17 protein-coding genes and 1 pseudogene are annotated in these 24,543 nt (G+C 70.1%); 8 read left to right on the top strand and 10 right to left on the bottom strand.

Translation table 11 applies throughout. The features are described from left to right. Positions 1 to 393 precede the first annotated feature (393 nt). The 3 genes from ACZ562_RS32725 to ACZ562_RS32715 all read left to right on the top strand — a co-directional run bounded on the left by ACZ562_RS32725 (position 394) and on the right by ACZ562_RS32715 (position 3,071). Positions 394 to 1,032, top strand: coding sequence for a DUF6230 family protein (locus ACZ562_RS32725; protein WP_471186694.1), 639 nt, complete (start codon positions 394 to 396; stop codon positions 1,030 to 1,032). A gap of 118 nt (positions 1,033 to 1,150) precedes the next feature. After that, positions 1,151 to 1,741, top strand: a complete 591-nt coding sequence (locus tag ACZ562_RS32720; RefSeq protein ID WP_471186691.1) for a DUF6114 domain-containing protein — start codon at positions 1,151 to 1,153, stop codon at positions 1,739 to 1,741. Next, positions 1,731 to 3,071 carry a hypothetical protein gene (locus ACZ562_RS32715; RefSeq protein ID WP_471186688.1) on the top strand — a complete coding sequence of 447 codons (1,341 nt, stop codon included), beginning with the start codon at positions 1,731 to 1,733 and terminating at the stop codon, positions 3,069 to 3,071. Before ACZ562_RS32720 ends, ACZ562_RS32715 begins: the two co-directional genes overlap by 11 nt. 99 nt (positions 3,072 to 3,170) lie before the next feature. On the opposite strand, the gene pyk is transcribed toward ACZ562_RS32715, so the two are convergent. The 3 genes from pyk to pta form a co-directional block, all read right to left on the bottom strand. Continuing rightward, entirely contained in the window at positions 3,171 to 4,601 is a 1,431-nt protein-coding gene (pyk, locus tag ACZ562_RS32710; protein ID WP_471186685.1) for a pyruvate kinase, read from the bottom strand. Positions 4,602 to 4,701: 100 nt separating this feature from the next. Then, the gene (locus tag ACZ562_RS32705) at positions 4,702 to 5,925 is read right to left on the bottom strand and encodes an acetate kinase (RefSeq protein WP_471186892.1); all 1,224 of its coding nucleotides are present in this window, start codon (positions 5,923 to 5,925) and stop codon (positions 4,702 to 4,704) included. A 38-nt stretch (positions 5,926 to 5,963) separates the two neighbouring features. Next, positions 5,964 to 8,054: a phosphate acetyltransferase gene (gene pta, locus ACZ562_RS32700; RefSeq protein ID WP_471186682.1), complete on the bottom strand. Its 2,091-nt coding sequence runs from the start codon at positions 8,052 to 8,054 to the stop codon at positions 5,964 to 5,966. 241 nt (positions 8,055 to 8,295) lie between these two features. Between pta and ACZ562_RS32695 the strand changes: the two genes are divergently transcribed. After that, positions 8,296 to 9,321: an ATP-dependent 6-phosphofructokinase gene (locus tag ACZ562_RS32695; protein ID WP_471186679.1), complete on the top strand. Its 1,026-nt coding sequence runs from the start codon at positions 8,296 to 8,298 to the stop codon at positions 9,319 to 9,321. A 198-nt stretch (positions 9,322 to 9,519) separates the two neighbouring features. On the opposite strand, the gene ACZ562_RS32690 is transcribed toward ACZ562_RS32695, so the two are convergent. The 3 genes from ACZ562_RS32690 to ACZ562_RS32680 form a co-directional block, all read right to left on the bottom strand. After that, positions 9,520 to 10,233 carry an XRE family transcriptional regulator gene (locus ACZ562_RS32690; RefSeq protein WP_471186676.1) on the bottom strand — a complete coding sequence of 238 codons (714 nt, stop codon included), beginning with the start codon at positions 10,231 to 10,233 and terminating at the stop codon, positions 9,520 to 9,522. A gap of 174 nt (positions 10,234 to 10,407) precedes the next feature. Next, entirely contained in the window at positions 10,408 to 11,106 is a 699-nt protein-coding gene (locus ACZ562_RS32685; RefSeq protein WP_471186673.1) for a response regulator, read from the bottom strand. Positions 11,107 to 11,161: 55 nt separating this feature from the next. Beyond that, positions 11,162 to 13,183 carry a sensor histidine kinase gene (locus tag ACZ562_RS32680; protein ID WP_471186670.1) on the bottom strand — a complete coding sequence of 674 codons (2,022 nt, stop codon included), beginning with the start codon at positions 13,181 to 13,183 and terminating at the stop codon, positions 11,162 to 11,164. 153 nt (positions 13,184 to 13,336) lie between these two features. On the opposite strand from ACZ562_RS32680, the gene ACZ562_RS32675 reads away from it, so the two are divergent. From ACZ562_RS32675 to ACZ562_RS32660, 4 genes are all read left to right on the top strand, one after another. Continuing rightward, positions 13,337 to 14,707, top strand: coding sequence for a cation:dicarboxylate symporter family transporter (locus ACZ562_RS32675; RefSeq protein WP_471186667.1), 1,371 nt, complete (start codon positions 13,337 to 13,339; stop codon positions 14,705 to 14,707). 277 nt (positions 14,708 to 14,984) lie between these two features. Further along, positions 14,985 to 15,413: a MerR family transcriptional regulator gene (locus ACZ562_RS32670; RefSeq protein ID WP_471186664.1), complete on the top strand. Its 429-nt coding sequence runs from the start codon at positions 14,985 to 14,987 to the stop codon at positions 15,411 to 15,413. Continuing rightward, on the top strand, positions 15,410 to 15,742 hold the full coding sequence (locus ACZ562_RS32665) for a thioredoxin family protein (RefSeq protein WP_471186661.1): 333 nt from the start codon (positions 15,410 to 15,412) through the stop codon (positions 15,740 to 15,742). The genes ACZ562_RS32670 and ACZ562_RS32665 overlap by 4 nt, the downstream gene beginning before the upstream one ends. A 133-nt stretch (positions 15,743 to 15,875) precedes the next feature. After that, a complete protein-coding gene (locus ACZ562_RS32660; RefSeq protein WP_471186890.1) occupies positions 15,876 to 18,146 on the top strand; it encodes a HelD family protein in 2,271 nt (756 codons plus the stop codon). Between the two features lie 92 nt (positions 18,147 to 18,238). Here the strand turns inward: ACZ562_RS32660 and glgB are convergent, their stop codons facing one another. The 4 genes and pseudogenes from glgB to ACZ562_RS32640 all read right to left on the bottom strand — a co-directional run. Then, on the bottom strand, positions 18,239 to 20,821 hold the full coding sequence (gene glgB, locus ACZ562_RS32655) for a 1,4-alpha-glucan branching enzyme (RefSeq protein WP_471186658.1): 2,583 nt from the start codon (positions 20,819 to 20,821) through the stop codon (positions 18,239 to 18,241). A 28-nt stretch (positions 20,822 to 20,849) separates the two neighbouring features. Further along, a complete protein-coding gene (locus ACZ562_RS32650; protein WP_471186655.1) occupies positions 20,850 to 22,238 on the bottom strand; it encodes a maltokinase N-terminal cap-like domain-containing protein in 1,389 nt (462 codons plus the stop codon). Between the two features lie 93 nt (positions 22,239 to 22,331). Further along, positions 22,332 to 24,032, bottom strand: coding sequence for a maltose alpha-D-glucosyltransferase (treS, locus tag ACZ562_RS32645; protein ID WP_471186652.1), 1,701 nt, complete (start codon positions 24,030 to 24,032; stop codon positions 22,332 to 22,334). Then, positions 24,029 to 24,543, bottom strand: a pseudogene (locus ACZ562_RS32640) (alpha-1,4-glucan--maltose-1-phosphate maltosyltransferase); the annotation flags it as partial. The gene treS and the pseudogene ACZ562_RS32640, both read right to left, overlap by 4 nt.

Here is a 24,543-nt window from a genome sequence, read left to right as displayed (position 1 = left end):
ACTAGCGAGTAACGAACCCCTTGTGCGGGCGGCGAGAATGCACCACGATCGGCGACGCTCGGTCCATTCCCGTACCCCGACAGCCGGTTGGGGCCACGGGATTCCCTGGGTCCCCACCGAGCAGAGCCGGCGGCAGTGGCGCCGGCTCTCGGACAGGGGGGTCTTCGCCGTCCGGCGAAGCCTGTCCAGCAAGGTTGTGCGTGATGCGTGTCAGGCGCGACCAGTGGTTGTCGCTCGGGGGTGATCGCCGGTGATCGGGGCGCGTTCAGCGCCACCGAGTCGGGCGCTCTCCTTCCCGAGGACGTAGCACTTCTCCCATCCCTGCCCGGCTGAGCCGTCGGAACCGACAGTGGCAGTCGGGGTCAGGAGATGTACGTCCGAGAAGGAGGAAATATGGAGTCCCAGGTGCGTGGCGGGACCAGATGGAAGCGGTTCGCTGTGGTCATGGTGCCCACCGCGGCCGCCACGGCAGCGATAGGTGTCGCCCTGGCACAGGGTGCGCTCGCCGCGTCGTTCAGTGTGTCGGGCCAGTCGTTCAAGGTGACGGCGAAGGAGCTCAACGGCACCGGCTTCTCGCAGTACGGGGCCATTGACTCCGGGTACACCCTCGACGGCAAGAAGGCGGCTCACCCCGTCGCGGTGTCGGCCTTCGAGAAGGCCCGCATCCAGAAGATGTGCCAGTCGGTCGTCACCCCGAACATCCCGTTGATCGGTTCCGTCAGCCTGAACCTGACGGCCGGTGACAGCTCTGACGAGAAGAAGCAGGTCCAGGCCACCAACCTGTACATCGACGTCGAGGACCTTGGCGCGGACGCCGAGTTCACGAACATCGACATCGGTGTGGCCGGCAAGGACCTCAAGGGCGCGAAGATGAAGGCCAATGAAACGGCCAACCCCTTCGGTTTCGCCCAGCAGGCCGAGTCCGTGAAGCTCACCGACGTGAAGCAGACGGCGTGGGCGACCACTGCGGGAACCTTCAAGCTCCCCGGTCTGCACATGGCGCTGTCGACGGGTGTCAAGGAGTGCTACTAAGCACTCACTGACGGGCGGGGGAGCCGGTGGCGCCCCCGCCCGTCCCCTCTGAAGGCCCCGCCTTCACACGCAGTGCAACTCTCCACCACAGCAACGCCGCACCAGGGAGCTGTTTTCCATGAGCGCCGAGACTTCCGCCACACCCGGCCAGTTCACCCGCCGGAGGCTGCAGTTCCGTGCCTGGCGGGGCACTCGCCCGTTCTGGGCCGGCCTGTTCGTCCTGCTCGGCGGCTTTCCGATCATGTACTTCCCGTATGCGCACCTCCAGCTCGGTCACCTGACGCTGGCCATGTCGACCACCGCCGGCGCCGGATCCCTCATCATCGGCGTGCTGCTGGTCGTCCTGGGCATCAGCCTGTGGTTCCAGAAGCACGTCCGCACCTTCGCGGGCATCGCGGCGATCCTGCTGGCGCTGGTGTCCCTCCCCGTCTCCAACTTCGGCGGCTTCATCATCGGCTTCCTGTTCTCGATGATCGGCGGCGCGATGGCCGTGTCGTGGGCGCCGGGTGTGGAGCCGGCGTCGGAGGACGGCGCGGTGGCGGGCGGTACCCCCAAGGGCGCGGTCACCGGAGGCGGCAGCCTCGCCGACGGTGCCCCCTCGAGCGCGGGCCCGCTGCTCGGCAAGGACATCGACCCGGTGGGCGAGTCGAACGATCTGTCAGGAACGAGCCCGGCGAACGGGGCGAACGGGAGGCACAGTGCCGGCTGACGAGGTGACCCACGGGACTGACGTGGATGCGTCCCGTGTGAGAACCGGGCCGCGCCATGCGGCACCGAAAAAGCCGCTGTTCACCAGGCTCCACATGCCGGCCGGCAAGGCGATAGCCCTGGCGGCGATGCCGACCGCGGTCCTCATGGGAATGGGGTTCACACCGACTCTCGCCAATGCCGAGGACCAGCCGACGTCCAACAGCCAGGCGGCCGACGAGTACAAGGAGTGCGTGGCGGCCTTGGAGGACGACGCGTCCGCCTCGGCCACACCGTCGCCCTCCGCCACGGCAAGTGACGACGCGTCGGACGACACGGACGAGTCGGCGGAGCCGACCCCGTCGGCGACGTCCACGCCGGATTCCTCGGACTCGGGCAACAGCTCGTCGTCGGATTCGGGTTCCGGCGACGACAAGGCCGACGACGACAAGGCCGACGACGACAAGGCCGAGCCCACGTCCTCGGCGTCCGAGAACGAGTCGTCGTCGAGCGGTGACACCGCGACGCCGGCCCCCTCGGCGTCCGAGAGCGACGGCAACCTGCTGGAGACCATCGGGGACGCGATCGAAGACGTCTTCACCGGCGGCGACGACTCCACGGCGAGCGTGAGCCCCACTCCGTCACCCTCCGCGTCGGAGAGCGCCGACGACAAGGACACGTCGTCCGGCTCGTCCGGCTCGTCCGACGCAGCAGAGGAGACGACCGAGAAGGTCACCGACACGGTGAAGGACACCGTGGAGGACACGACCGACACGGCGTCCGAGACGGCCGAGGACACCACCAGGGCAGCGGAGGAGGCGGCCGAGGACGCCACGTCCTCCCCGAGCCCGTCCGCGAGCTCCACCACGGACATCGAGGACTGCGCGGTCGCCACGGACGAGGAGGGCGGTGTCGACAACAAGGTCGACCTGCCCGACGACCCCTGGTACCTGAACGCCAGTTCGTTGACGCTGAAAGGTGCCGACTACCAGGGCATCGTCAAGGTGCGGACCGCGAGCGGCAAGATCAAGAAGGTCCTGAAGTTCGTCATCTCCGACGGGACCGACATCGGCGACCTGCACCAGACGGTGCAGGACAAGCAGGCCGGCAAGACCTACCACGTTCAGGCCGGCAAGGGCACGACGTCCACGATCCGCAACGGCGACACGCTCATGTACACGGAGAGCATCTCCGGCAACCTGTTCGGCCTGATCCCGGTCACCTTCAGCCCGGACAGCCCGCCGCCGCTGAACATCCCGTTCATCTACTTCACCAATGTGAAGGTCCAGCAGGCCGGCCAGTTCGGCGGCACGCTGACCGTTCCCGGGCTGCACCAGTACGTCACCGACTGAGCACCCCGCAAAGCCCGTTCGGGAGCCGCACACAGACCTGTGGCCCGGTTCCTCCGCCTGCGCGGGGGCCGGGCCACAGGTCTGTGTGCGGCACTCGGGTCAGTGGCGGGTGCCCTCGCCCAGGTGGTGGACGCGGACCATGTTGGTGGTGCCGGGCACGCCGGGGGGCGAGCCGGCGGTCATCACGACGATGTCACCGTCGTTCAAGCGGTTCAGCTTGATGAGCTCCTGGTCGACCAGGTCGACCATCTCGTCGGTGCTGTTCACGAACGGCACGATGTGCGACTCGACGCCCCAGCTGAGCGCCAGCTGGTTGCGGGTGCCCTCGTCCGTGGTGAACGCGAGGATCGGCTGGGAGGCGCGGTAGCGGCACAGACGGCGGGCGGTGTCACCGGACTTGGTGAAGGCCACCAGACCCTTGCCGCCGAGGAAGTCGGCGATCTCGCAGGCCGCACGGGCCACCGAACCGCCCTGTGTCCGCGGCTTCTTGCCGGGGACGAGGGGCTGCAGGCCCTTCGCCAGCAGCTCCTCCTCGGCCGCGGCGACGATCTTCGACATCGTCTTCACGGTCTCGATCGGGTACGCGCCCACGCTGGACTCCGCCGACAGCATGACCGCGTCCGCGCCGTCCAGGATCGCGTTGGCGACGTCGGACGCCTCGGCGCGGGTCGGCCGGGAGTTGGTGATCATCGACTCCATCATCTGGGTCGCCACGATCACCGGCTTGGCATTGCGCCGGCACAGCTCGATCAGGCGCTTCTGCACCATGGGGACCTTTTCGAGCGGGTACTCGACGGCCAGGTCGCCACGGGCGACCATCACGCCGTCGAACGCCATCACGACGTCCTCCATGTTCTCCACCGCCTGCGGCTTCTCGACCTTGGCGATGACGGGGACCCGGCGCCCCTCCTCGTCCATGATCCGGTGGACGTCGGCGACGTCCTTGGCGTCCCGGACGAAGGACAGCGCGACCAGGTCGCAGCCCATACGCAGCGCGAAGCGCAGATCCTCGATGTCCTTCCCGGACAGCGCGGGGACGTTCACGGCCGCGCCGGGCAGGTTGATGCCCTTGTGGTCGGAGACGACACCGCCCTCGATGACGATCGTCCGCACCCGCGGGCCCTCGACGTCGAGGACCTTCAGCTCGACGTTGCCGTCGTTGATCAGGATCTGGTCGCCGCGGTCGACGTCACCGGGCAGGCCCTTGTAGGTCGTACCGCAGATCTGCTTGTCGCCCGGGACGTCTTCGGTGGTGATGACGAACTCGTCGCCGCGCTCCAGCTCGACCGGCCCCTCGGCGAAGGTCTCGAGACGGATCTTCGGGCCCTGCAGGTCGGCGAGGACACCGATGGCCCGGCCGGTCTCCTTGGCGGCGGCCCGGACGCGGTCGTACCGCCCCTGGTGTTCGGCGTGGGTGCCGTGGCTGAAGTTGAAGCGGGCCACGTTCATCCCGGCTTCGATCAGGGACACGAGCATCTCGTGGGAGTCGACCGCGGGGCCGAGAGTACAGACAATTTTCGAACGGCGCATGAGGCGATCCTATCGGTTTGTTTCGCTGCGGAATATTCCGTCTGGTGGAAAATACAAATGGGCGGGTCCGCGCTCAGGCGTGTTACTGCCGTGTATTCCCTCAGTCGTCCTTTCCGACCAGTGCATACGTCTGTGTGGCGATCTCCAGTTCCTCGTCGGTGGGCACCACGGCCACGGCGACCCGCGCGTGCTCGGGCGAGATCAGCCGCGGCTCGTCGCTGCGTACGGCGTTCAGCTCGCCGTCCACCACCAGGCCCAGCTCCTCCAGGCCCGCGACGGCGGCCGCCCGCACCGGCGCCGCGTTCTCGCCGACCCCGGCCGTGAACACGATCGCGTCCACCCGGCCGAGTACGGCGTAATAGGCGCCGATGTACTTCTTCAGGCGGTGAATGTAGATGTCGAAGGCGAGTTGCGCCTCTTCGTCACCCTCGTCGACACGGCGGCGGATCTCCCGCATGTCGTTGTCCCCGCACAGACCGATCAGACCGCTCTTCTTGTTGAGAAGAGTGTCGATCTCGTCCGTGGACATTCCGCCAACGCGCATCAAATGGAAGATGACGGCCGGGTCCATGTCTCCGGAGCGCGTACCCATCACGAGCCCCTCCAGCGGCGTCAGCCCCATGGAGGTGTCCACGCACCGCCCGCCGCGTACGGCGGAGGCGGACGCCCCGTTGCCGAGGTGCAGCACGATGACGTTGACGTCCTGCGGCGCCCTGCCGAGCAGCCCGGCGGCCGCCCGGGACACGTACGCGTGCGAGGTCCCGTGGAACCCGTACCGCCTGATCCGGTGCTCGTCGGCGGTCCGTACGTCGATCGCGTAGCGGGCGGCCGACTCCGGCATCGTGGTGTGGAAGGCGGTGTCGAAGACGGCGACCTGGGGGAGGTCCGGCCGGAGCGCACGGGCCGTGCGGATGCCGGTGAGGTTGGCCGGATTGTGCAGCGGCGCCACCGGGATCAACCGCTCGATCTCGGCGAGCACGGCGTCGTCGATCACGGTCGGCTCGGTGAAGAACTTCCCGCCGTGCACCACCCGGTGCCCGATCGCGACCAGTTCCGGCGAGTCGAGCCCCAGCCCGTCCCTGGCCAGTTCCTCCGCCACGGACTTGAGGGCGGCGTGGTGGTCGGCGATCGGGCCGGTCCGCTCACGGCTCTCGCCGCCTCGGAACAGCGGGGTGTGCCTGAGCCGGGAGGTCTGCTCGCCGATGCGCTCGACGAGGCCCACGGCCAGCCGGCTGCTGTCGCGCATGTCGAGCAGCTGGTATTTCACCGACGAGGAGCCGGAGTTGAGGACGAGGACGCGAGAAGCAAGGGGGGCCGGGCGCAGCTCGTCGGACGGGGCGGCGATGGGCGACGGGTGGGAGCTCACTGGGCGGTTGCCTTCTCGCTGGGGGACTGGGCCTGTATCGCCGTGATGGCGACGGTGTTGACGATGTCCTGGACGAGCGCGCCCCGGGACAGGTCGTTGACCGGCTTGCGCAGACCCTGCAGCACCGGTCCGACGGCGATCGCGCCGGCCGAACGCTGCACGGCCTTGTAGGTGTTGTTGCCGGTGTTGAGGTCGGGGAAGATCAACACGCTGGCCTGGCCGGCGACTTCGGACTCCGGAAGCTTGGTCGCGGCCACCGTCGGCTCGACGGCCGCGTCGTACTGGATCGGCCCCTCGATCCTGAGGTCGGGCCGCCGCGAGCGGACGAGTTCGGTGGCCTCCCGCACCTTGTCGACGTCGGCGCCGGAGCCGGACGTGCCCGTCGAGTACGACAGCATCGCGATCCGCGGCTCCACGCCGAACTGCGCGGCGGTGGCGGCCGACTGGACGGCGATGTCCGCGAGCTGCTCGGCGTTCGGGTCGGGGTTGACCGCGCAGTCGCCGTAGACGAGGACCTTGTCGGCGAGGCACATGAAGAACACGGAGGACACGATGTCAGCGTCCGGCTTGGTCTTTATGATCTCGAAGGCGGGCCGGATGGTGGCGGCCGTCGAGTGCACGGCCCCGGACACCATGCCGTCGGCGAGGCCCTCCTGCACCATCAGCGTGCCGAAGTAGTTCACGTCGGAGACCACGTCGTACGCCAGCTCCACCGTGACGCCCTTGTGGGCGCGCAGCAGGGCGTACTGCTCGGCGAAGGAGTCGCGCAGCTCGGAGGTGGCCGGGTCGATCAGCTCGGCGCCCTCGAGGTCGATGCCGAGGTCGGCGGCCTTCTTGCGGATCTGGTCGACCGGGCCGAGCAGGGTCAGGTCGCACACGCTGCGGCGCAGCAGCACCTCGGCCGCGTGCAGGACGCGCGGCTCGGTGCCCTCGGGGAGGACCACCCGCCGCCTTTCGGAGCGTGCCTGTTCCAGGAGCTTGTGCTCGAACATCATCGGCGTGACGCGGTCGTTGCTCGGCGTGGAGACGCGGCCCAGCAGGTCGGCGGTCTCGACGTACCGCTCGAAGAGACCGAGGGCGGTCTCCGCCTTGCGCGGGGTGGCCGCGTTCAACTTCCCCTCCAGGGAGAAGAGTTCGGCGGCGGTGGGGAAGCTGGTGCCGGCCACGGAGAGCACCGGGGTGCCGGGGGCGAGGCGGGCCGCGAGCGTGAGGACCTCGTCGCTCGGCACCTCACCCAGGGTGAGCAGCACCCCGGCTATCGGCGGGGTGCCGGCGCTGTGCGCGGCCAGTGAGCCGACGACGAGGTCGGCGCGGTCGCCCGGGGTGACGACCAGGGAGCCCGGCGTCAGGGCGTGCAGGAAGTTCGGCAGCATCGCACCGCCGAAGACGAAGTCCAGCGCGTCCCGGGCGAGCCCGGAGTCGTCGCCGAGCACCACCTTGGCGCCGAGGGCGTGCGCGACCTGGGCGACGGTGGGGGCGGCGAGGGCCGGTTCGTCGGGCAGGACGTAGCAGGGCACGGGGAGGCGGGAGGCGAGCCGCTGGGCGATCTCGTCCCGGTCGGTCCGGGCGACCCTGTTGGTGACCATGGCGAGGACGTCGCAGCCGAGGCCTTCGTAGGCGCGGTAGGCGTTGCGCGTCTCGGCGAGCACGGACTCGGTGCTCTGCCCCCGCCCGCCCACCACGGCGATGACGGACGCCCCGAACTCGTTGGCGAGCCGCGCGTTCAGGGACAGTTCGTCCGGGAGCTGGGTGGCGGCGAAGTCGGTGCCGAGGACGAGCACGACGTCGTAGTCCCGGGCGACGAGATGGAAGCGGTCGACGAGCGCCGACACCAGCTCGTCGGTCCCCTGCTCGGCCTGGAGCGCGGACGCCTCCGGGTAGTCCATGCCGTAGACGGTCGCCGGGTCCTGCGAGAGGCGGTAGCGGGCGCGCAGCAGTTCGAACAGGCGGTCGGGCCCCTCGTGGACGAGCGGCCGGAAGACGCCCACCCGGTCGACCTGGCGGGTCAGGAGCTCCATGACCCCGAGTTCGACGACCTGGCGGCCGTCGCCGCGGTCGATCCCGGTCACGTACACGCTGCGCGTCACGTGTGCTCTCCGTTTCGTCTGTCGGGCGGACAACAGGGGCCGCGGGTGATCACAAAAATCGCCCACCTAGGTGAGCAGAACCCTCTTGACAATACCTCCGCGGCTAGCTAAGGCGCCCGCCAGGGCCGAGGTCCGGAGGGGTGCGTCCGGCGGCCGGCAAGGGAGCGACACCCCCCCCTCGGCGGCATGAAACAATCGGACTGGCTCACCGGCATCAACAGCGACCAGGAGACACAGCACGATGCGCATCGGAGTTCTCACCGCAGGCGGCGACTGCCCCGGCCTGAACGCCGTGATCCGGTCGGTCGTGCACCGAGCGGTCGACCACTTCGGCGACGAGGTCATCGGCTTCGAGGACGGCTACGCGGGTCTGCTGGACGGCCGCTACCGCAGCCTCGGCCTGAACGCCGTCAGCGGCATCCTCGCCCGCGGCGGGACCATTCTCGGCTCCTCCCGCCTGGAGCGCGACCGGCTGCGTGAGGCCTGCGAGAACGCCTCCGACATCGTCCGCGACTTCGGCATAGACGCGCTGATACCGATCGGAGGCGAGGGCACGCTCACCGCGGCGCGCATGCTGTCCGACGCGGGCCTGCCGGTGGTCGGTGTCCCGAAGACGATCGACAACGACATCTCGTCGACGGACCGGACCTTCGGCTTCGACACGGCCGTCGGGGTCGCCACGGAGGCGATGGACCGCCTGAAGACGACCGCCGAGTCCCACCAGCGCGTGATGGTCGTCGAGGTCATGGGCCGCCACGCGGGCTGGATCGCCCTGGAGTCGGGCATGGCGGCCGGCGCCCACGGCATCTGCCTGCCGGAGCGTCCCTTCAACCCGGACGACCTGGTGAAGATGGTCGAGGAGCGCTTCTCCCGCGGCAAGAAGTTCGCGGTGGTCTGCGTGGCCGAGGGCGCGCACCCGGCCGAGGGCACCATGGACTACGGCAAGGGCGCGATCGACCAGTTCGGCCACGAGCGCTTCCAGGGCATCGGTACGGCACTCGCGTACGAGCTCGAGCGGCGGCTCGGCAAGGAGGCCAAGCCGGTCATCCTCGGCCACGTCCAGCGCGGCGGCGTACCGACCGCGTACGACAGGGTCCTCGCCACCCGCTTCGGCTGGCACGCGGTGGAGGCCGCGCACCGCGGTGAGTTCGGCAGGATGACGGCCCTGCGCGGGACGGACGTCGTGATGGTGCCCCTCGCGGAGGCGGTGACCGAGCTGAAGACGGTGCCGAAGGACCGGATGGACGAGGCCGAGTCGGTGTTCTAGGGCGTGTTTCGAAAGTAGCGTCGTCCGCCCGAAGGGCGGGGCTCGCGGCGTCTGGTGCGGTGCATCGCAAGGCGGAGGGTCGCCCGCGTACTGGGCGTACGCGGGCGACCCCGACAACGCGGCGAGGCGCCGTGCCAGGCGTCGCGGGCCAGACGGGACTTTCGAAACACGCCCTAGGCCCTGCCGGCCGGTGTTCTGCTAGCCGGTGCTGCTCCCGACGTTCGTCCAGAAGGCCTCCACGATCCGGTCGAGGAAGTCGCGGCCCGGGTCGCCGGACTCGCTCGCCGCGCTGCCGTCGCCCCAGCCGAGAGTGGCCGTCATCTGCCCCTGGTAGTCCCGGTGCAGCTTCTGGAGGGTGTCCTCCAGGAGACGCCGGTCCAGGGGCACCAGTTTCCCGAGGGGGCGCACGTACGCCTGCCACCGCCTGGTCACGGCACTGCGGAGGAGTTCGGCGAGCTTCGCGTCGCGCCCGGTGACACTGACGAAGTCGGGGAGCGAGAGATCGAGCAGGCCGGCGAGCGCGGCCGACTGGCGCTCGGTGCCGCGCCACTCGTCGTGGTCCTCCATGTGGAGATAGGCGAGGAGTTCGAGGCCGACGGTGCGGGCCATGTCCTCGGGGGCGAGACCACGGGAGACACGGTGCTCGCGCAAGGTGCGCGGACTGCCGATGAGTTCACCGGCCGAGCACCACAACACGCCTGCGAGGCCGGTGATTTCGGCGCTGGTCGGAGCGGTGCCCCCGCGTTCCCACGCTATGACGAGGTCCGGGGTGACGTGCGGGAGTCCGTACGAGGCACGCATGCCGTAGGCGACATGCTCGGGTTGCATGCCGAGGGCGGTACGGAGTCGGCGGGCGGCGGGGGCGTCGAAGGGGGGAGCGGGCTGGTTCGGCGGTGCTGGACGTCGGCGCACGGGCCACAACGTAGGGGCGCCACGGCGCGGTGACTACGGTCTGTTCGGCCAACGTTACGGATGGTAGGAGCATATGGCTTCGGTGGATTCACCCCGTGGCGGCCCCAGCGAGCGCGAAGCCTCCGCCCAGGCGCCTGGCGAAGTTCCACCTGCAACGGACCGGGCTTGTGCGGCCTACCGGCTCCGCTCCGCCCCGCGGACCCATCGATACACCAGCTCGGGCCTGCCCACCTGCCCGTACAGTGGCTTGCGCTCGGCTCTGCCCGCCTCCACCAGATGCTCCAGATAGCGCCGGGCCGTGATCCGGGAAATCCCGACGGTCTCCGCGACCCCCGCGGCCGTCAGCCCCTCGGCACAGTCCCGCAGCGCGACCGTCACCCGCTCCAGCGTCGGCGCGCTCAACCCCTTCGGCAACGCGGCCGGCCCCGGCGCCCGGAGCGTCGCCAGAGCGCGGTCGACCTCGTCCTGACCGCTCGCCTCGCCCACGGCCGCGTGGAACTCGGCGTAGCGGACCAGGCGGTCCCGGAGGGTCGCAAAAGTGAACGGTTTCAGGACGTACTGGACGACCCCCAGCGACACCCCCTCCCGTACGACCGCCAGATCGCGCGCCGACGTCACGGCGATGACGTCCGCATGATGGCCGGCCGCCCGCAGAGAGCGGGCCAGTTGCAGCCCGTGCACGTCCGGCAGGTGGAGGTCGAGGAGCAGCAGGTCGACCGGTGTCCGCTCCAGCGCGCGACGTGCTTCCGCGCCGGTGTGGGCCTTGCCGACCGCCACGAACCCCGGCACCCGGCCGACGTACATGACGTGAGCGTCGGCGGCGACGGGGTCGTCCTCGACGACCAGGACGCGGATGGGCTGTTCGGTCGTCATACGTCGCCTCTCGCAGTGGTGCCGCCTCTCGCGGCGCCAGTGGCCGACCGCCCGGTCATACATCGCCTCCAGAAGCCGTGCCGCCCGTCGCGGCGCCCCCGGCGGTCTGTGCCGGGCCGGTGACGCGGGCCGCCTCGGCCGGACCGGTGGTGCCGGCCGTCTGTGCCGAACTCGTGGTGCCGGTCGTCTGTGCCGGGCCGGTGGTGCCGGTCGTCTGTGCCGAACTCGTGGTGCCGGCCGCCTCGGACGGGCCGGTGGTGCGGGCGGTCTGTGCCGAACTCGTGGTGCCGGCCGCCTGTGCCGAACTCGTGGTGCCGGCCGCCTCGGACGGGCCGGTGGTGCGGGCGGTCCGTGCCGAAATCGTTGTGTCGGCCGCCTGTGCCGGACCCGTGCCCCCGGCCCCCGGACCCGAACGGGAGCCGTCGGCCGGGTTGCCCGGACCGGCACCCGCGGACACACCCGCCGGACCGACCCGGTCTCCCAGGGGCAGCCGCACCTCGAACTCCGCCCCGCCCCCCTCCGCCTCCGACACCGACAGGGTGCCCCCGTGCCGGTTCACCGCCTGCCGCACCAGCGCCAGCCCCAGCCCCCGCCCGCCCGGTCCCGACGGCTTCGTCGAGAAGCCGCGCCGGAAGACCGCCTCGGTGTGCGCCGGGTGCACGCCCGTGCCCGTGTCCGAGACCCGCAGAACCAGTTCGGCGGCGTCCGCGGTGGTCGAGTATGCCGCCACCGTCACCCGCCCCGGCGCGCTCCCCTGCGCCGCGTCCACCGCGTTGTCGATCAGGTTGCCGAGGATCGTCACCAGGTCCCGGGCGGGCAGCGACGGGGGCAGCAGGCCGTCGTCCAGGCTGCTCTCCTGCGACACCACCAGCTCCACGCCGCGTTCGTTGGCCTGAGCCGTCTTGCCCAGCAGCAGGGCCGCCAGGACCGGCTCGCCGACCGCCGCGACCACCTGGTCCGTCAGCTCCTGCGCCAGTTCCAGTTCGGCGGTCGCGAAGTCCACCGCCTCGTCCGCCCGCCCCAGCTCGATCAGCGAGACGACCGTGTGGAGACGGTTCGCCGCCTCGTGCGCCTGCGAGCGGAGCGCCTGGGTGAAGCCACGCTCCGAGTCCAACTCGCCCATCAGGGACTGGAGTTCGGTGACATCCCGCAATGTCACCACGGTGCCCCGGCGTTCGCCGCCGGACACCGGGGACGTGTTCACCACCAGCACCCGATCCAATGTCACGTACACCTCGTCGACCCGCGGCTCGGACGCCAGCAGCGCGCCCGTCAGCGGAGCCGGCAGTCCGAGGCCCGCCACGGACCTGCCCACCACGTCTCCGGTCACCCCCAGCAGCTCCTGTCCGCCGTCGTTGATCAGCGCCACACGGTACTGCGCGTCCAGCATCAGCAGCCCCTCGCGTACGGCGTGGAGCGTGGCCTGGTGGTAGTCGTGCATGTGGCTGAGCTCGGCCGCGTTCATGCCGTGGGTGTGCCGGCGCAGGCGGGCGTTGATGACGTACGTGCCGATCGCGCCCAGGGCGAGGGACCCGGCAGCGACCCCGACCAGCGCCGTGACCTGGTCCTGTGCCCGCTTGCTGATCGCCTCGACCTTGATGCCCGCGCTGACCAGGCCGACGATGCGCTCGTTCTCGTCCTTGATGGGGGTGACCGCGCGGACCGACGGGCCGAGCGTACCCGTGTACGTCTCGGTGAAGGACTCCCCGTTCAGCGCCCGGTCGATGTGGCCGCGGAAGTGCCGGCCGATCTGGCTCTCGTCGGGGTGGGTCCAGCGGATGCCCCGCGGGTTCATGATCGTGACGAAGTCGACGTCGGTGTCGTGCTGGACCCGCAGCGCGTACGGCTGGAGGGCGGCCGTGGGGTTCGGGGTGCGGATCGCCGCCAGGACGGAGGGGGCGTTCGCGACCGAGCGCGCCACCGCCGTGGCCTGGCGGCCTGCCGCGTCCTCGGCCTGGCTGCGGTCGCTGACGTACGTGAACAGCGCGTACCCGGCGACGAGGACGGCTATCAGTACGGCCTGCATGGCGAAGAGCTGGCCGGCCAGGCTGCGGGGTCTCGGGACAGGGATGCGCATGCCGTCAGTCTGCCTCTGATGTAGGCGTGAACTAAATGAACGGAAGGGTGACCGGCTTCACATGCCGGGAGATAGTCACGGCAATCCCCAATAACCCCCGGACGTGAGCCGCACGCCGGTGATGTTGACGACGTCGTCAAGGAGGGCGCCGCAGTGACCAGCGCAGCCGAGAAGGCACCCGCAGCAAAGCGGGACCGCACCCACTACCTGTACATCGCGGTGATCGTCGCGGTCGCCATCGGCATCGCCGTAGGCCTGGCCGCGCCCGATTTCGCGGTGGAGCTGAAGCCCATCGGAACGGGCTTCGTGAGCCTGATCAAGATGATGATCTCGCCGATCATCTTCTGCACGATCGTGCTCGGCATCGGTTCCGTACGAAAGGCCGCCAAGGTCGGCGCCGTCGGCGGTATCGCGCTCGGCTACTTCCTCGTGATGTCGCTGGTGGCGCTCGGTATCGGTCTGGTCGTCGGCAACATCCTGGACCCCGGCAACGGCCTCGCGCTCACCGACGCGGTCAAGGACGCCGGTCACGCACAGGTCGACACGGAGGCCAAGGACACCACCGAGTTCCTGCTCGGGATCATTCCGACCACGATCGTCTCCGCCTTCACCGGGGGCGAGGTCCTGCAGACCCTGCTGGTCGCCGTCCTCGCCGGGTTCGCGCTGCAGGGCATGGGCGAGTCCGGCCAGCCGATCCTGCGCGGTATCGAGCACATCCAGCGGCTCGTCTTCCGCATCCTCGCCATGGTGATGTGGGCCGCCCCCATCGGCGCCTTCGCTGCGATCGCCGCGGTCACCGGCTCGGCCGGCCTGGACGCGCTCAAGAGCCTCGCAGTGCTGATGCTCGGGTTCTACGCCACCTGCTTCCTCTTCGTCTTCATCGTGCTCGCCGCGCTGCTGCGCATCGTCGCGGGCCTCAACATCCTCACGTTCTTCAAGTACCTGGGCCGTGAGTTCCTGCTGATCCTGTCCACCTCGTCGTCCGAGTCGGCGCTGCCGCGGCTCATCGCCAAGATGGAGCACCTGGGTGTCAGCAAGCCGGTGGTCGGCATCACCGTCCCGACCGGCTACTCCTTCAACCTCGACGGCACCATGATCTACATGACCATGGCCTCGCTGTTCATCGCCGACGCCATGGGTACGCCGATGTCGATCGGCGAGCAGATCCCGCTGCTGCTCTTCCTGCTGATCGCCTCCAAGGGCGCGGCCGGTGTCACCGGCGCCGGTATGGCGACCCTGGCCGGTGGCCTCCAGTCCCACAAGCCCGCCCTGGTCGACGGCGTCGGCCTGATCGTCGGCATCGACCGCTTCATGAGCGAGGCCCGCGCCCTGACGAACTTCGCGGGCAACGCCGTCGCCACGGTCCTGATCGGCACCTGGACGAAGGAGATCGACCGCGAGCGCGTCGACGAGGTGCTGGCCGGCCGGCTCCCCTTCGACGAGACGACGCTCATGGACGACGGCCACGGCGCCCACGCCGAGATTCCCGAGCAGGGCGGCGAGAAGGAGCTGGCCCGGGCCTGACGCACCGGCCCGCCCGCAAGACACCGGGCGGCTGAGCGCTCCCCCGCTCCCAGCCGCCCGGTCACCACGGAAACTCAGCTTCACCGCCGCTCCAGCGGCACAGGAGGCGGGCCCGCCCGCCGCGGTCACCAGCGTGACGCGGCGAAGCGGCCCGCCTCTTCGCTTGCCACCAGACCGTCGTTCGCCCGATCCTCGCGAGCGTCAGGGCGACCGCGCAGGGCCCTGGCGGCTCCGCGGTGTTGCCTTGACGTCGGCGTCAAGGGCTACGTTCGTACGCATGCGAATCGGTGAGCTGGCCGCGCGGGCCGGGACCACGACACGGACGCTGCGGTACTACGAGTCGCGGGGGCTGCTGCCCGCGCGGCGGGGCGAGAACGGGTACCGGACGTACGACGAGGGCGACCTGAAACTGCTGCGGCAGATCAGGACGCTGCAGGACTTCGGATTCGACCTGGAGGAGACGCGGCCGTTCGTGGAGTGCCTGCGGTCCGGGCACCCGGAGGGCGACGCGTGTCCCGCCTCGCTCGCGGTCTACCGGCGCAAGCTGGACGAACTCGACGCGCTGATCGGCGAGTTGCGGGCGGTGCGGGCGCAGGTCGGGGCGCAGCTGGCGAGGGCCGAGCGAGCGCGGGACGAACTGGCGGCCGAGGCGCAGGTTCCGGGCGGTCCGGAGCCGGGATGCGAACTGGGAGGGATCCTCAAGTGATCAAGGCGGCGGGCGTGGCCGAGGTGAGGGACGCGGACTTCGCGGCGGAGGTGATCGGGGCGGACCTGCCGGTGCTGGTGGAGTTCACCGCCGACTGGTGCCCGCCGTGCCGGCAGATGGGGCCGGTGCTCAGCGCACTGGCCGAAGAGACGAGCGGCCGCCTGAAGGTGGTCCAGCTGGACGTGGACACCAATCCGACGACGACCAACGCGTACAACGTGCTGTCGATGCCGACGTTCATGGTGTTCCAGGGCGGTGAGCCGGTGAAGGCGATGGTGGGGGCCCACCCCAGGCGACGGCTGCTGGAGGAACTGTCCGACGTGCTCTGACGACCTCGCCGGTGCGGGCCGGTACACGAAGAAATCCCCCGGGCAATTGCGCTCGGGGGATTTCTCTGCGTATATTCAATGGTTCGCGACTTCACGGGAATTGAGTCGCAAAGAAGTTCAGTGAGCACAGTATATCCGGGCGGGAGTGGAATTGTCAAACACCGACTTTCCAGACAGTGAATTGCGGCGCGAGCAGGAATTCATCGACGGCCTGTACGCGCGCGTGGACGCCCTGCGCGGCGACACCGAGACCTCCGTCACCCACGCGCTCGCCCAGGGCAACACGCCCATGCAGGCCCGCCTGGAACGGGACATCCTGGTCGCCGAGCGGTCGGGTCTGCTCGCCGCGCTGAACGCGGTGGACGGCTCGCTCTGTTTCGGCCGCATCGACCTCACCTCGGGCGTCAGCCACCACATCGGCCGGATCGGCCTGCGCACCGACGACGCCGAGCACACGCCGATCCTGATCGACTGGCGGGCCGATGTCGCCCGGCCCTTCTACCTGGCCACCGGCCACACCCCGATGGGTCTGCGCCGGCGCCGCCACCTCACCACCGAGGGCCGCCGGGTCACCGCCCTGCACGACGAGATCCTCGACCTCGGTGACGCCACCAGGACCGGCCACGAGGACCCGTCGGGCGACGCCGTGCTGCTCGCCGCGCTCAACTCCGCGCGCACCGGCCGCATGAGTGACATCGTGCAGACCATCCAGGCCGAGCAGGACGAGATCATCCGGGCCCCCTACCGCGGGGTGCTGGTGGTCGAGGGCGGCCCGGGCACCGGCAAGACCGCCGTGGCGCTGCACAGGGCGGCGTATCTGCTGTACGAGTACCGCGAGCTGCTCGCCAAGCGGGCGGTCCTGATCGTCGGCCCGAATCCCGCGTTCCTCGGCTACATCGGCGAGGTACTGCCCTCGCTGGGCGAGACGGGCGTGCTCCTCGCGACGGTCGGCGAGCTGTTCCCCGGCGTGAAGGCGACGGCCACGGACACACCGGAGGCGGCCGCCGTGAAGGGCCGCGCCGACATGGCGGACGTCCTGGCAGCGGTCGTACGGGACCGGCAGGCGCTCCCCGAACCCGTCATCGCCATCGAGCACGACCGCGAGATCCTGATGCTCGACGACGGCCTGGTGGCTGTCGCCCGAGAGCGCACCCGTGCCGCGAAGCTGCCGCACAACGCGGCCCGCGAGCACTTCGAGGGCCACATCCTCAACACGCTCACCGACATGGTCTCCGAACGCATCGGCACCGACCCGTACGACGGCACGAACCTCCTCGACGCGAGCGACATCACCCAGATCCGCGACGAGATCGCCGAGAACCCCGAAGTCTGGTCCGCCATCGACCGGTTGTGGCCGCGGCTGACCCCGCAGCGCCTGGTCGCGGACTTCCTCGCCGACCCCGAGGGCTACGTCGGCGACGAGGACGCGCGCGCGATCCGGCGCCCGGTGACCCGGGCGTGGACCGTGGCGGACGTACCGCTGCTGGACGAGGCGGCGGAGCTGCTGGGCGAGGACGACCGGGTGGCGCGGGCGCGCGCGCAACGGGAGCGGGAGAACCAGGTGGCGTACGCGCAGGGCGTCCTCGAGGTGTCCTACGCCTCCCGGACGTACGAGTTCGACGACAAGGAGGACGAGGACTCGGAGGTCCTCTCCGCGCACGACATCATCGACGCCGAACGGTTCGCCGAACGCCACGAGGAGGACGACCACCGCAGCGCCGCCGAACGCGCGGCCGCCGACCGCACCTGGGCGTTCGGGCACATCATCGTCGACGAGGCGCAGGAGCTGTCCCCGATGGCCTGGCGGCTGCTCATGCGGCGCAGCCCGACCCGCTCGATGACGCTGGTCGGCGACCCCGCGCAGACCGCGGAGGCGGCAGGCGTCGGCTCCTGGCAGCGGATCCTCCAGCCGTACGTCGAGGACCGCTGGGAACACACCCGCCTAGGCGTCAACTACCGTACCCCGGCCGAGATCATGGACCTCGCGGCGGCGGTGGTCCGCGCGGAGCACCCGGGCTTCGAACCGCCGAGGTCGGTGCGGTCGACGGGTGTACGGCCCTGGGTACGCGCCACCGACGACCTGCCCGGCGCCGTGGCCAAGGCGGTCGTGGAGCTGACCCCGGACGAGGGCCGCCTCGCCGTGATCGCCCCGCGCGACCTGCACCGCAGACTGGCCGCGCGGCTCGACGGGGTGACGGCGGGCGCCGAGCCGGACCTGACCCGCGCGGTCGTCCTGCTCGACCCCCGCCAGTCGAAGGGCCTGGAGTTCGACTCCGTCCTCGTGGTGGAGCCGGGGCGGTACGGCACGAGTGATCTGTACGTGGCGCTGACCCGGGCTACTCAGCGGTTGGGGGTGCTGTATACGAGGTCGCTGCCGGGCGCGTTGGCGGAAGCGCGCCGGTGATGTCGTGACCGTCCCCGGGGGCTCCGCCTCCAGACCCCCGGCCTATGCCCGCACACCACCCGACTCGGTCGGCCGAGAGGCGCACCACGACATCACGCCGGCCGTAGCCACACCGTCGCCAGTGGCGGCAGTGTGAGGCGGATGCTCGCAGGGCGGCCGTGCCAGCCCTGGGGCTCCGGCTTGACCGGGTCGGGATTGACGACGTCGCTGCCGCCGTACCTCCCGGTGTCGGTGTTGAGGGCTTCGTGCCAGGCGGGAACGGAGTCGGGGACGCCCAGGCGGTAATCGTGGCGGACCACCGGGGAGAAGTTCGACACCGCCAGCAGCGGAGTGCCCTCGGCGTCGAAGCGCAGGAAGGCGAAGACGTTGTCCTCGGCGGCGTCCCCGACCACCCACTGGAAGCCCGAGGGGTCGATGTCGCGCTCCCACAGGGCGGGTGTGTGGCGGTAGACGGTGTTGAGGTCGCGGACCAGATCCCTGACCCCGCGGTGGTCGGCCTCCGCCCCGTAGGCGGGGTCGAGCAGCCACCAGTCGGGGCCGTGGGCCTCCGACCACTCGGCGCCCTGCGCGAACTCCTGTCCCATGAAGAGGAGTTGTTTCCCGGGGTGGGCCCACATGAACCCCAGGTACGCGCGGAGGCCGGCGCGTTGCTGCCACCAGTCGCCGGGCATCTTCGACACCAGTGAGCGTTTGCCGTGGACGACCTCGTCGTGGGAGATCGGCAGCACGTAGTTCTCGCTGTACGCGTACACCATCGAGAACGTCATCTCGTGGTGGTGGTACTTGCGGTGGACCGGCTCATGGCTCACGTAGCCGAGCGAGTCGTGCATCCAGCCCATGTTCCACTTCAGCCCGAAGCCGAGACCGCCGAAACCTCCCGGGCCCATGTGGTGGGTCGCCCGCGTGACGCCGTCCCAGGCGGTGGACTCCTCGGCGATCGTCACCACGCCCGGCACCCGGCGGTACACGGTTGCGTTCATCTCCTGCAGGAACGCCACCGCGTCCAGGTTCTCCCGGCCACCGTGCTCGTTCGGCACCCACTGGCCGGGCTCGCGCGAGTAGTCGAGGTAGAGCATCGAGGCGACGGCGTCCACCCGGAGGCCGTCGATGTGGAACTCCTCGCACCAGTAAACGGCATTGGCGACAAGGAAGTTGCGCACCTCGCGGCGGCCGAAGTCGAACTCCAGGGTGCCCCAGTCGGGGTGGGCGGCGCGCAGCGGGTCCTCGTGCTCGTACAGCGGACGGCCGTCGAACTCCGCGAGTGCCCATTCGTCGCGCGGGAAGTGCGCCGGCACCCAGTCCATCAGCACGCCGATACCGGCCTGGTGCAGGGCGTCGACCAGGTACCTGAAGTCGTCGGGGGTGCCGAGGCGGGCGGTCGGGGCGTAGAAGCCGGTGACCTGGTAGCCCCAGGAGCCGCCGAAGGGATGCTCGGCGACCGGCATCAGCTCCACGTGGGTGAAGCCGAGGTCCTTCACGTACGCCGGCAGCTGGTCGGCCAGCTGACGGTACGTCAGGCCGGGCCGCCACGACGGGAGGTGCACCTCGTAGACCGAGAAGGGAACCTCGTGTGCAGGGGCGTCGGCCCGGCGCGCCAGCCACTCCTCGTCGCCCCACTCGTGATGGGAGGCGGTCACGACGGACGAGGTGGCGGGCGGGGCCTCCGTGCGCCGGGCCAGCGGATCGGCGCGCAGGGTCCTCGAACCGTCGGTCCGGGTGATCTCGAACTTGTACAGTTCGCCCTCGCCGATCCCGGGCACGAACAATTCCCAGACGCCGGAGGAGCCGAGCGAGCGCATCGGGAACGCCGATCCGTCCCAGAAGTTGAAGGTGCCGGCCACGCGCACACCGCGCGCGTTCGGTGCCCACACGGTGAAGCGGGTGCCGGTCACGCCCTGGTGGGTCATCGGCTCCGCGCCGAGCGCCTTCCACAGCTGCTCGTGCCGGCCCTCGCCGATCAGGTGCAGATCGAGATCGCCGAGCGACGGCAGGAAGCGGTACGCGTCCTCGGTGTCCTGGACCGTCCCCTCGTACGCCACCTGCAGCCGGTACACGGGGACGGCCGACAACGGCAGCAGACCCGAGAAGAAGCCCTCCCCGTCGTCGTGCAGCTCGGCCCGCAGGTCCCCGGCGACGACGGTGACGGACAGTGCGTACGGCCGGAAGGCGCGGAAGGCCACTCCGCCGGGGACCGGATGGGCGCCGAGCACCCCGTGCGGGTCGTGGTGGGTGCCGCCGAGCAGCCGCTCGCGGTCAGCGGCGTCGATGGCGGGGGAGACGGCGACGGGCGGCGGGGCCGCCTTCCGGGGAGCGGCCTTTTCCGTTGCCGCGGTGACCTTCTCGGCCACGGCTTTCTTGGCCACGGCCTTCTTTGCCACGGCCTTCTTTGCCACGGCTTTCTTGGTCACCGCCTTCTTCGCCGTTGCCTTCTCGGCCGTGGCGTTCTTCGCCGGCGCCGTCTTCTCCGCCGTCTTCTTGGCCGCAGTTTTCTTGGCTGCCGCCTTCTTCGCCGCGGTCTGTTTCTCCGCCGTCTGCTTCTCCGCTGTCTTCTTCACGGCCTTGTTCACGGCCTGCCTGACGGCCTGCTTCTTCGCGGCCGCCGCCGGCTGTACGACGCTCTTCTCCTCGGCCGCCTTCTGCGGATCGGGACCTTCGGACGCTGGGCGGGGGGTCACGGGCGGTGCCTCCTGGGCGAGGGTGAGGTCAGGACGGGTCGGGTGAGGCGAGACGACGCACCGCGGACAGCGGTACCGGGAGCCAGTCGGGGCGGTGCCGGGCCTCGTAGAGGACCTCGTAGACCGCCTTGTCCGTCTCGTAGGCGCGCAGCAGCACGGGGTCGATGCGCGGATCGCGGCCGGAGACCTCCGCGTAACCGGAGCAGTACGCGGCCCGGCAGGTCTCAGCCCAGCCCGGCACCGGCACCTCGGCCGAGTGCGCCGCGTAGTCGAAGGACCGCAGCATCCCCGCGATGTCCCGCACCGCCGGCTGCGGCATGCGGCGCTCGGCCAGCGGCTTGGACGGCTCGCCCTCGAAGTCGATCAGGGACCACTGCCCGGCGGGCGAACACAGGCACTGGCCGAGATGCAGGTCGCCGTGGACGCGCTGCGCGGTCCACTTACGGCCCTCGGCGGCCAGGTCGGCCAGCGCGGTGAAGGCGGAGTGCAGCCCTGGCGCGTACGGCCGCAGCGCGGGCACCGCCTGCGCCGCGACGTCCAGGCGCTCGGTCATGCCGTCGGCCAGGAGGTGCAACTGGCTGTGGCCGAGGGTGACCGTGGGCAGCGCCCGGGCGAGTGCCGTGTGCACCTCGGCGGTGGCGCGCCCGAGCTCCCGCGCCTCGGCGCCGAAGTCCTCGCCCTTGGCCAGCTCGCGCAGCGCCAGCTCCCAGCCGTCGGCCGCGCCCTGTACGAAGGGCTGCAGCACGCCCAGCGCGTACGACTGCCCGGCCAGCTCCGCCCGCAGCCATCCGGTCGGCGCGGGCACCCGGGGGCAGCTCTCGCGGGCGAGCGCCAGCGGCAGTTCGAGGTCGGGATGGACGCCGGGCACGATCCGGCGGAAGAGCTTCAGAATGAACGTATCCCCGTAGACGACCGACGAATTCGACTGCTCGGCGGTCATCACGCGTGGCACCAGTCCCTCGCGGATCTCCTGGTGCGGGTCCCGTTCGAAGCGCAGCCCGCCGATCCGGGCCCCGGTGCGCAGTGCCTCCAGGAGCAGGTCGGCGGGCCGGGCGTCGTGCAGGGCGTCGTACACCGTGCGTCCGGCGAGCGGGCCCTCTTCCACGTGGCCGATGAGCGCGGGCGCCAGCCGGGGCGGCAGTGCCTCGCGCTGGCCTATCAGGAGCTGGTAGCAGTCGCCCGGGTGGGCGGAGGCTCCCAGCGTGACCGGCTGATGGGCCTGCACCAGCAGGTGGTGCAGGCCGAGCTTCCCGCCGGACGGCATCAGCTCGGTGGCCGCGACCAGCGAGAACCCGGTGACCGGGCGTCCCTTGCCCGCGAACCAGCGCTGCCGTGGCAGCCACTCCCGCAGCAGTGGATCCAGTGACGCAAGGAGGCCGGGACTTGTCGTGGCGGTACGGGTGACGGCTTCCGACATGGCGTCGCGTCCTTTCCCCGGATCGTCGGGGTGCTACTGATGCGTGCCCCGGGGAGGGCGGGGGAAACCGCCCCACCACGGGTTCTGCGGGTACTACGCGGCCTCCCTGCGGAGCCGGAACCAGTAGAAGCCGTGGCCCGCGAGGGTCAGCAGGTACGGCAGATCACCGATGGCCGGGAAGCGCACCCCGCCGAAGAGCTCGACCGGGTGCCGCCCGTTGAACGCACTGAGATCCAGCTCCGTCGGCTGGGCGAACCGGGAGAAGTTGTTGACACACAGGACGAGATCGTCCTCGTGCTCGCGCAGGAACGCGATCACGGCCGGGTTGGAGGACTGGAGTTCCGTGTACGAGCCGAGTCCGAAGGCGTGGTTCTGCTTGCGGATCTCGATCATGCGGCGGGTCCAGTGCAGCAGTGAGGACGGAGACGCCATCGACGCCTCGACGTTGGTGACCTGGTAGCCGTAGACGGGGTCCATGATGGTCGGCAGGTAGAGCCGGCCGGGGTCACTGGACGAGAAGCCGGCGTTGCGGTCCGGTGTCCACTGCATCGGTGTGCGGACGGCGTCGCGGTCGCCGAGCCAGATGTTGTCGCCCATGCCGATCTCGTCGCCGTAGTAGAGGATCGGCGAGCCGGGCAGGGACAGCAGCAGCGCGGTGAACAGCTCGATCTGGTTGCGGTCGTTGTCGAGGAGGGGGGCGAGGCGGCGGCGGATGCCGATGTTGGCGCGCATGCGGGGGTCCTTGGCGTACTCGGCCCACATGTAGTCGCGTTCCTCGTCGGTGACCATCTCCAGGGTCAGCTCGTCGTGGTTGCGCAGGAAGATGCCCCACTGGCAGTTGGAGGGGATCGCCGGGGTCTTGGCGAGGATCTCCGATACCGGGTAGCGGGACTCGCGGCGCACGGCCATGAAGATCCGCGGCATGACGGGGAAGTGGAACGCCATGTGGCACTCGTCGCCGCCGCCCCGGTAGTCGCCGAAGTAGTCGACCACGTCCTCCGGCCACTGGTTCGCCTCCGCCAGCAGCACCGTGTCCGGATAGTGGGCGTCGATCTCCTTCCGCACCCGCTTGAGGAACTCATGGGTTGCCGGAAGGTTTTCGCAGTTGGTGCCTTCCTGCTGGTAGAGGTACGGCACCGCGTCCAGCCGGAAGCCGTCGATGCCGAGGTCCAGCCAGAACCGCAGCGCGGAGATCATCTCCTCCTGGACGGCCGGGTTCTCGTAGTTCAGATCCGGCTGGTGGGAGAAGAAGCGGTGCCAGAAGTACTGCTTGCGGACCGGGTCGAAGGTCCAGTTGGAGGCCTCCGTGTCGACGAAGATGATCCGCGCGTCCTGGAACTGCTTGTCGTCGTCCGCCCACACGTAGTAGTCGCCGTAGGGCCCGTCGGGGTCGTTGCGCGACTCCTGGAACCACGGGTGCTGGTCGCTGGTGTGGTTCATGACGAAGTCGATGATCACGCGCATGCCGCGCTGGTGTGCGGCGTCGACGAACTCCACGAAGTCGGCCAGGTCGCCGAACTCCGGCAGGACGGCCGTGTAGTCGGAGACGTCGTAGCCGCCGTCGCGCAGGGGCGACTTGAAGAAGGGCGGCAGCCACAGACAGTCGACGCCCAGCCACTGCAGGTAGTCGAGCTTGGCGGTCAGGCCCTTGAGGTCGCCGACACCGTCTCCGTTGCTGTCCTGGAAGGAGCGGACGAGGACCTCGTAGAAGACGGCGCGCTTGAACCAATCCGGGTCCCGGTCCTTGGCGGGGGTGTCCTCGAAGGTGTCCGGGACGGGCTCGTTGACGATCATGTTGTGGGTGACCCTCCGGTCTGCGGGGTGGACGGTCGCAGGACCGTGCTGTGCTCATCCGGGGGATAACCCCCGGACCCCAGGCCGACGGCAAGCACATGCGCGCCGCCGGGCCCGAGGCGCACATAGTTGGCCCTGCCCCAGTGATAGGTCTCGCCGGTGAGCTCGTCGCGCACCGGCACCGACTCGTGCCATTCCAGGCCGAGTTGTGGCATGTCCAACGAGACCGTTGCCTCCTGGGTGTGGTGCGGGTCGAGGTTGGCGACCACCAGAACCGTGTTCGAACCCTGCCGCTTCGAGTACGCGATCACCGCTTCCTTGTCCGCGTGGTGGAAGTGGAGACCACGCAGCCGGCGGAGGGCCGGATTCGCCCGCCGGATGGCGTTGAGTTTGGTGATGAGGGGGGTGAGGGTGCGTCCCTCGCGTTCGGCGGTCTCCCAGTCGCGGGGTTTGAGCTGGTACTTCTCCGAGTCGAGGTACTCCTCGCCGCCCTCGCGCAGCGGGGTGTTCT

The organism is Streptomyces sp. NPDC040410, assembly GCF_055595715.1.
Note: the sequence above shows the minus strand (reverse complement) of the source record. Positions and strands in the feature narration are given on the sequence as shown.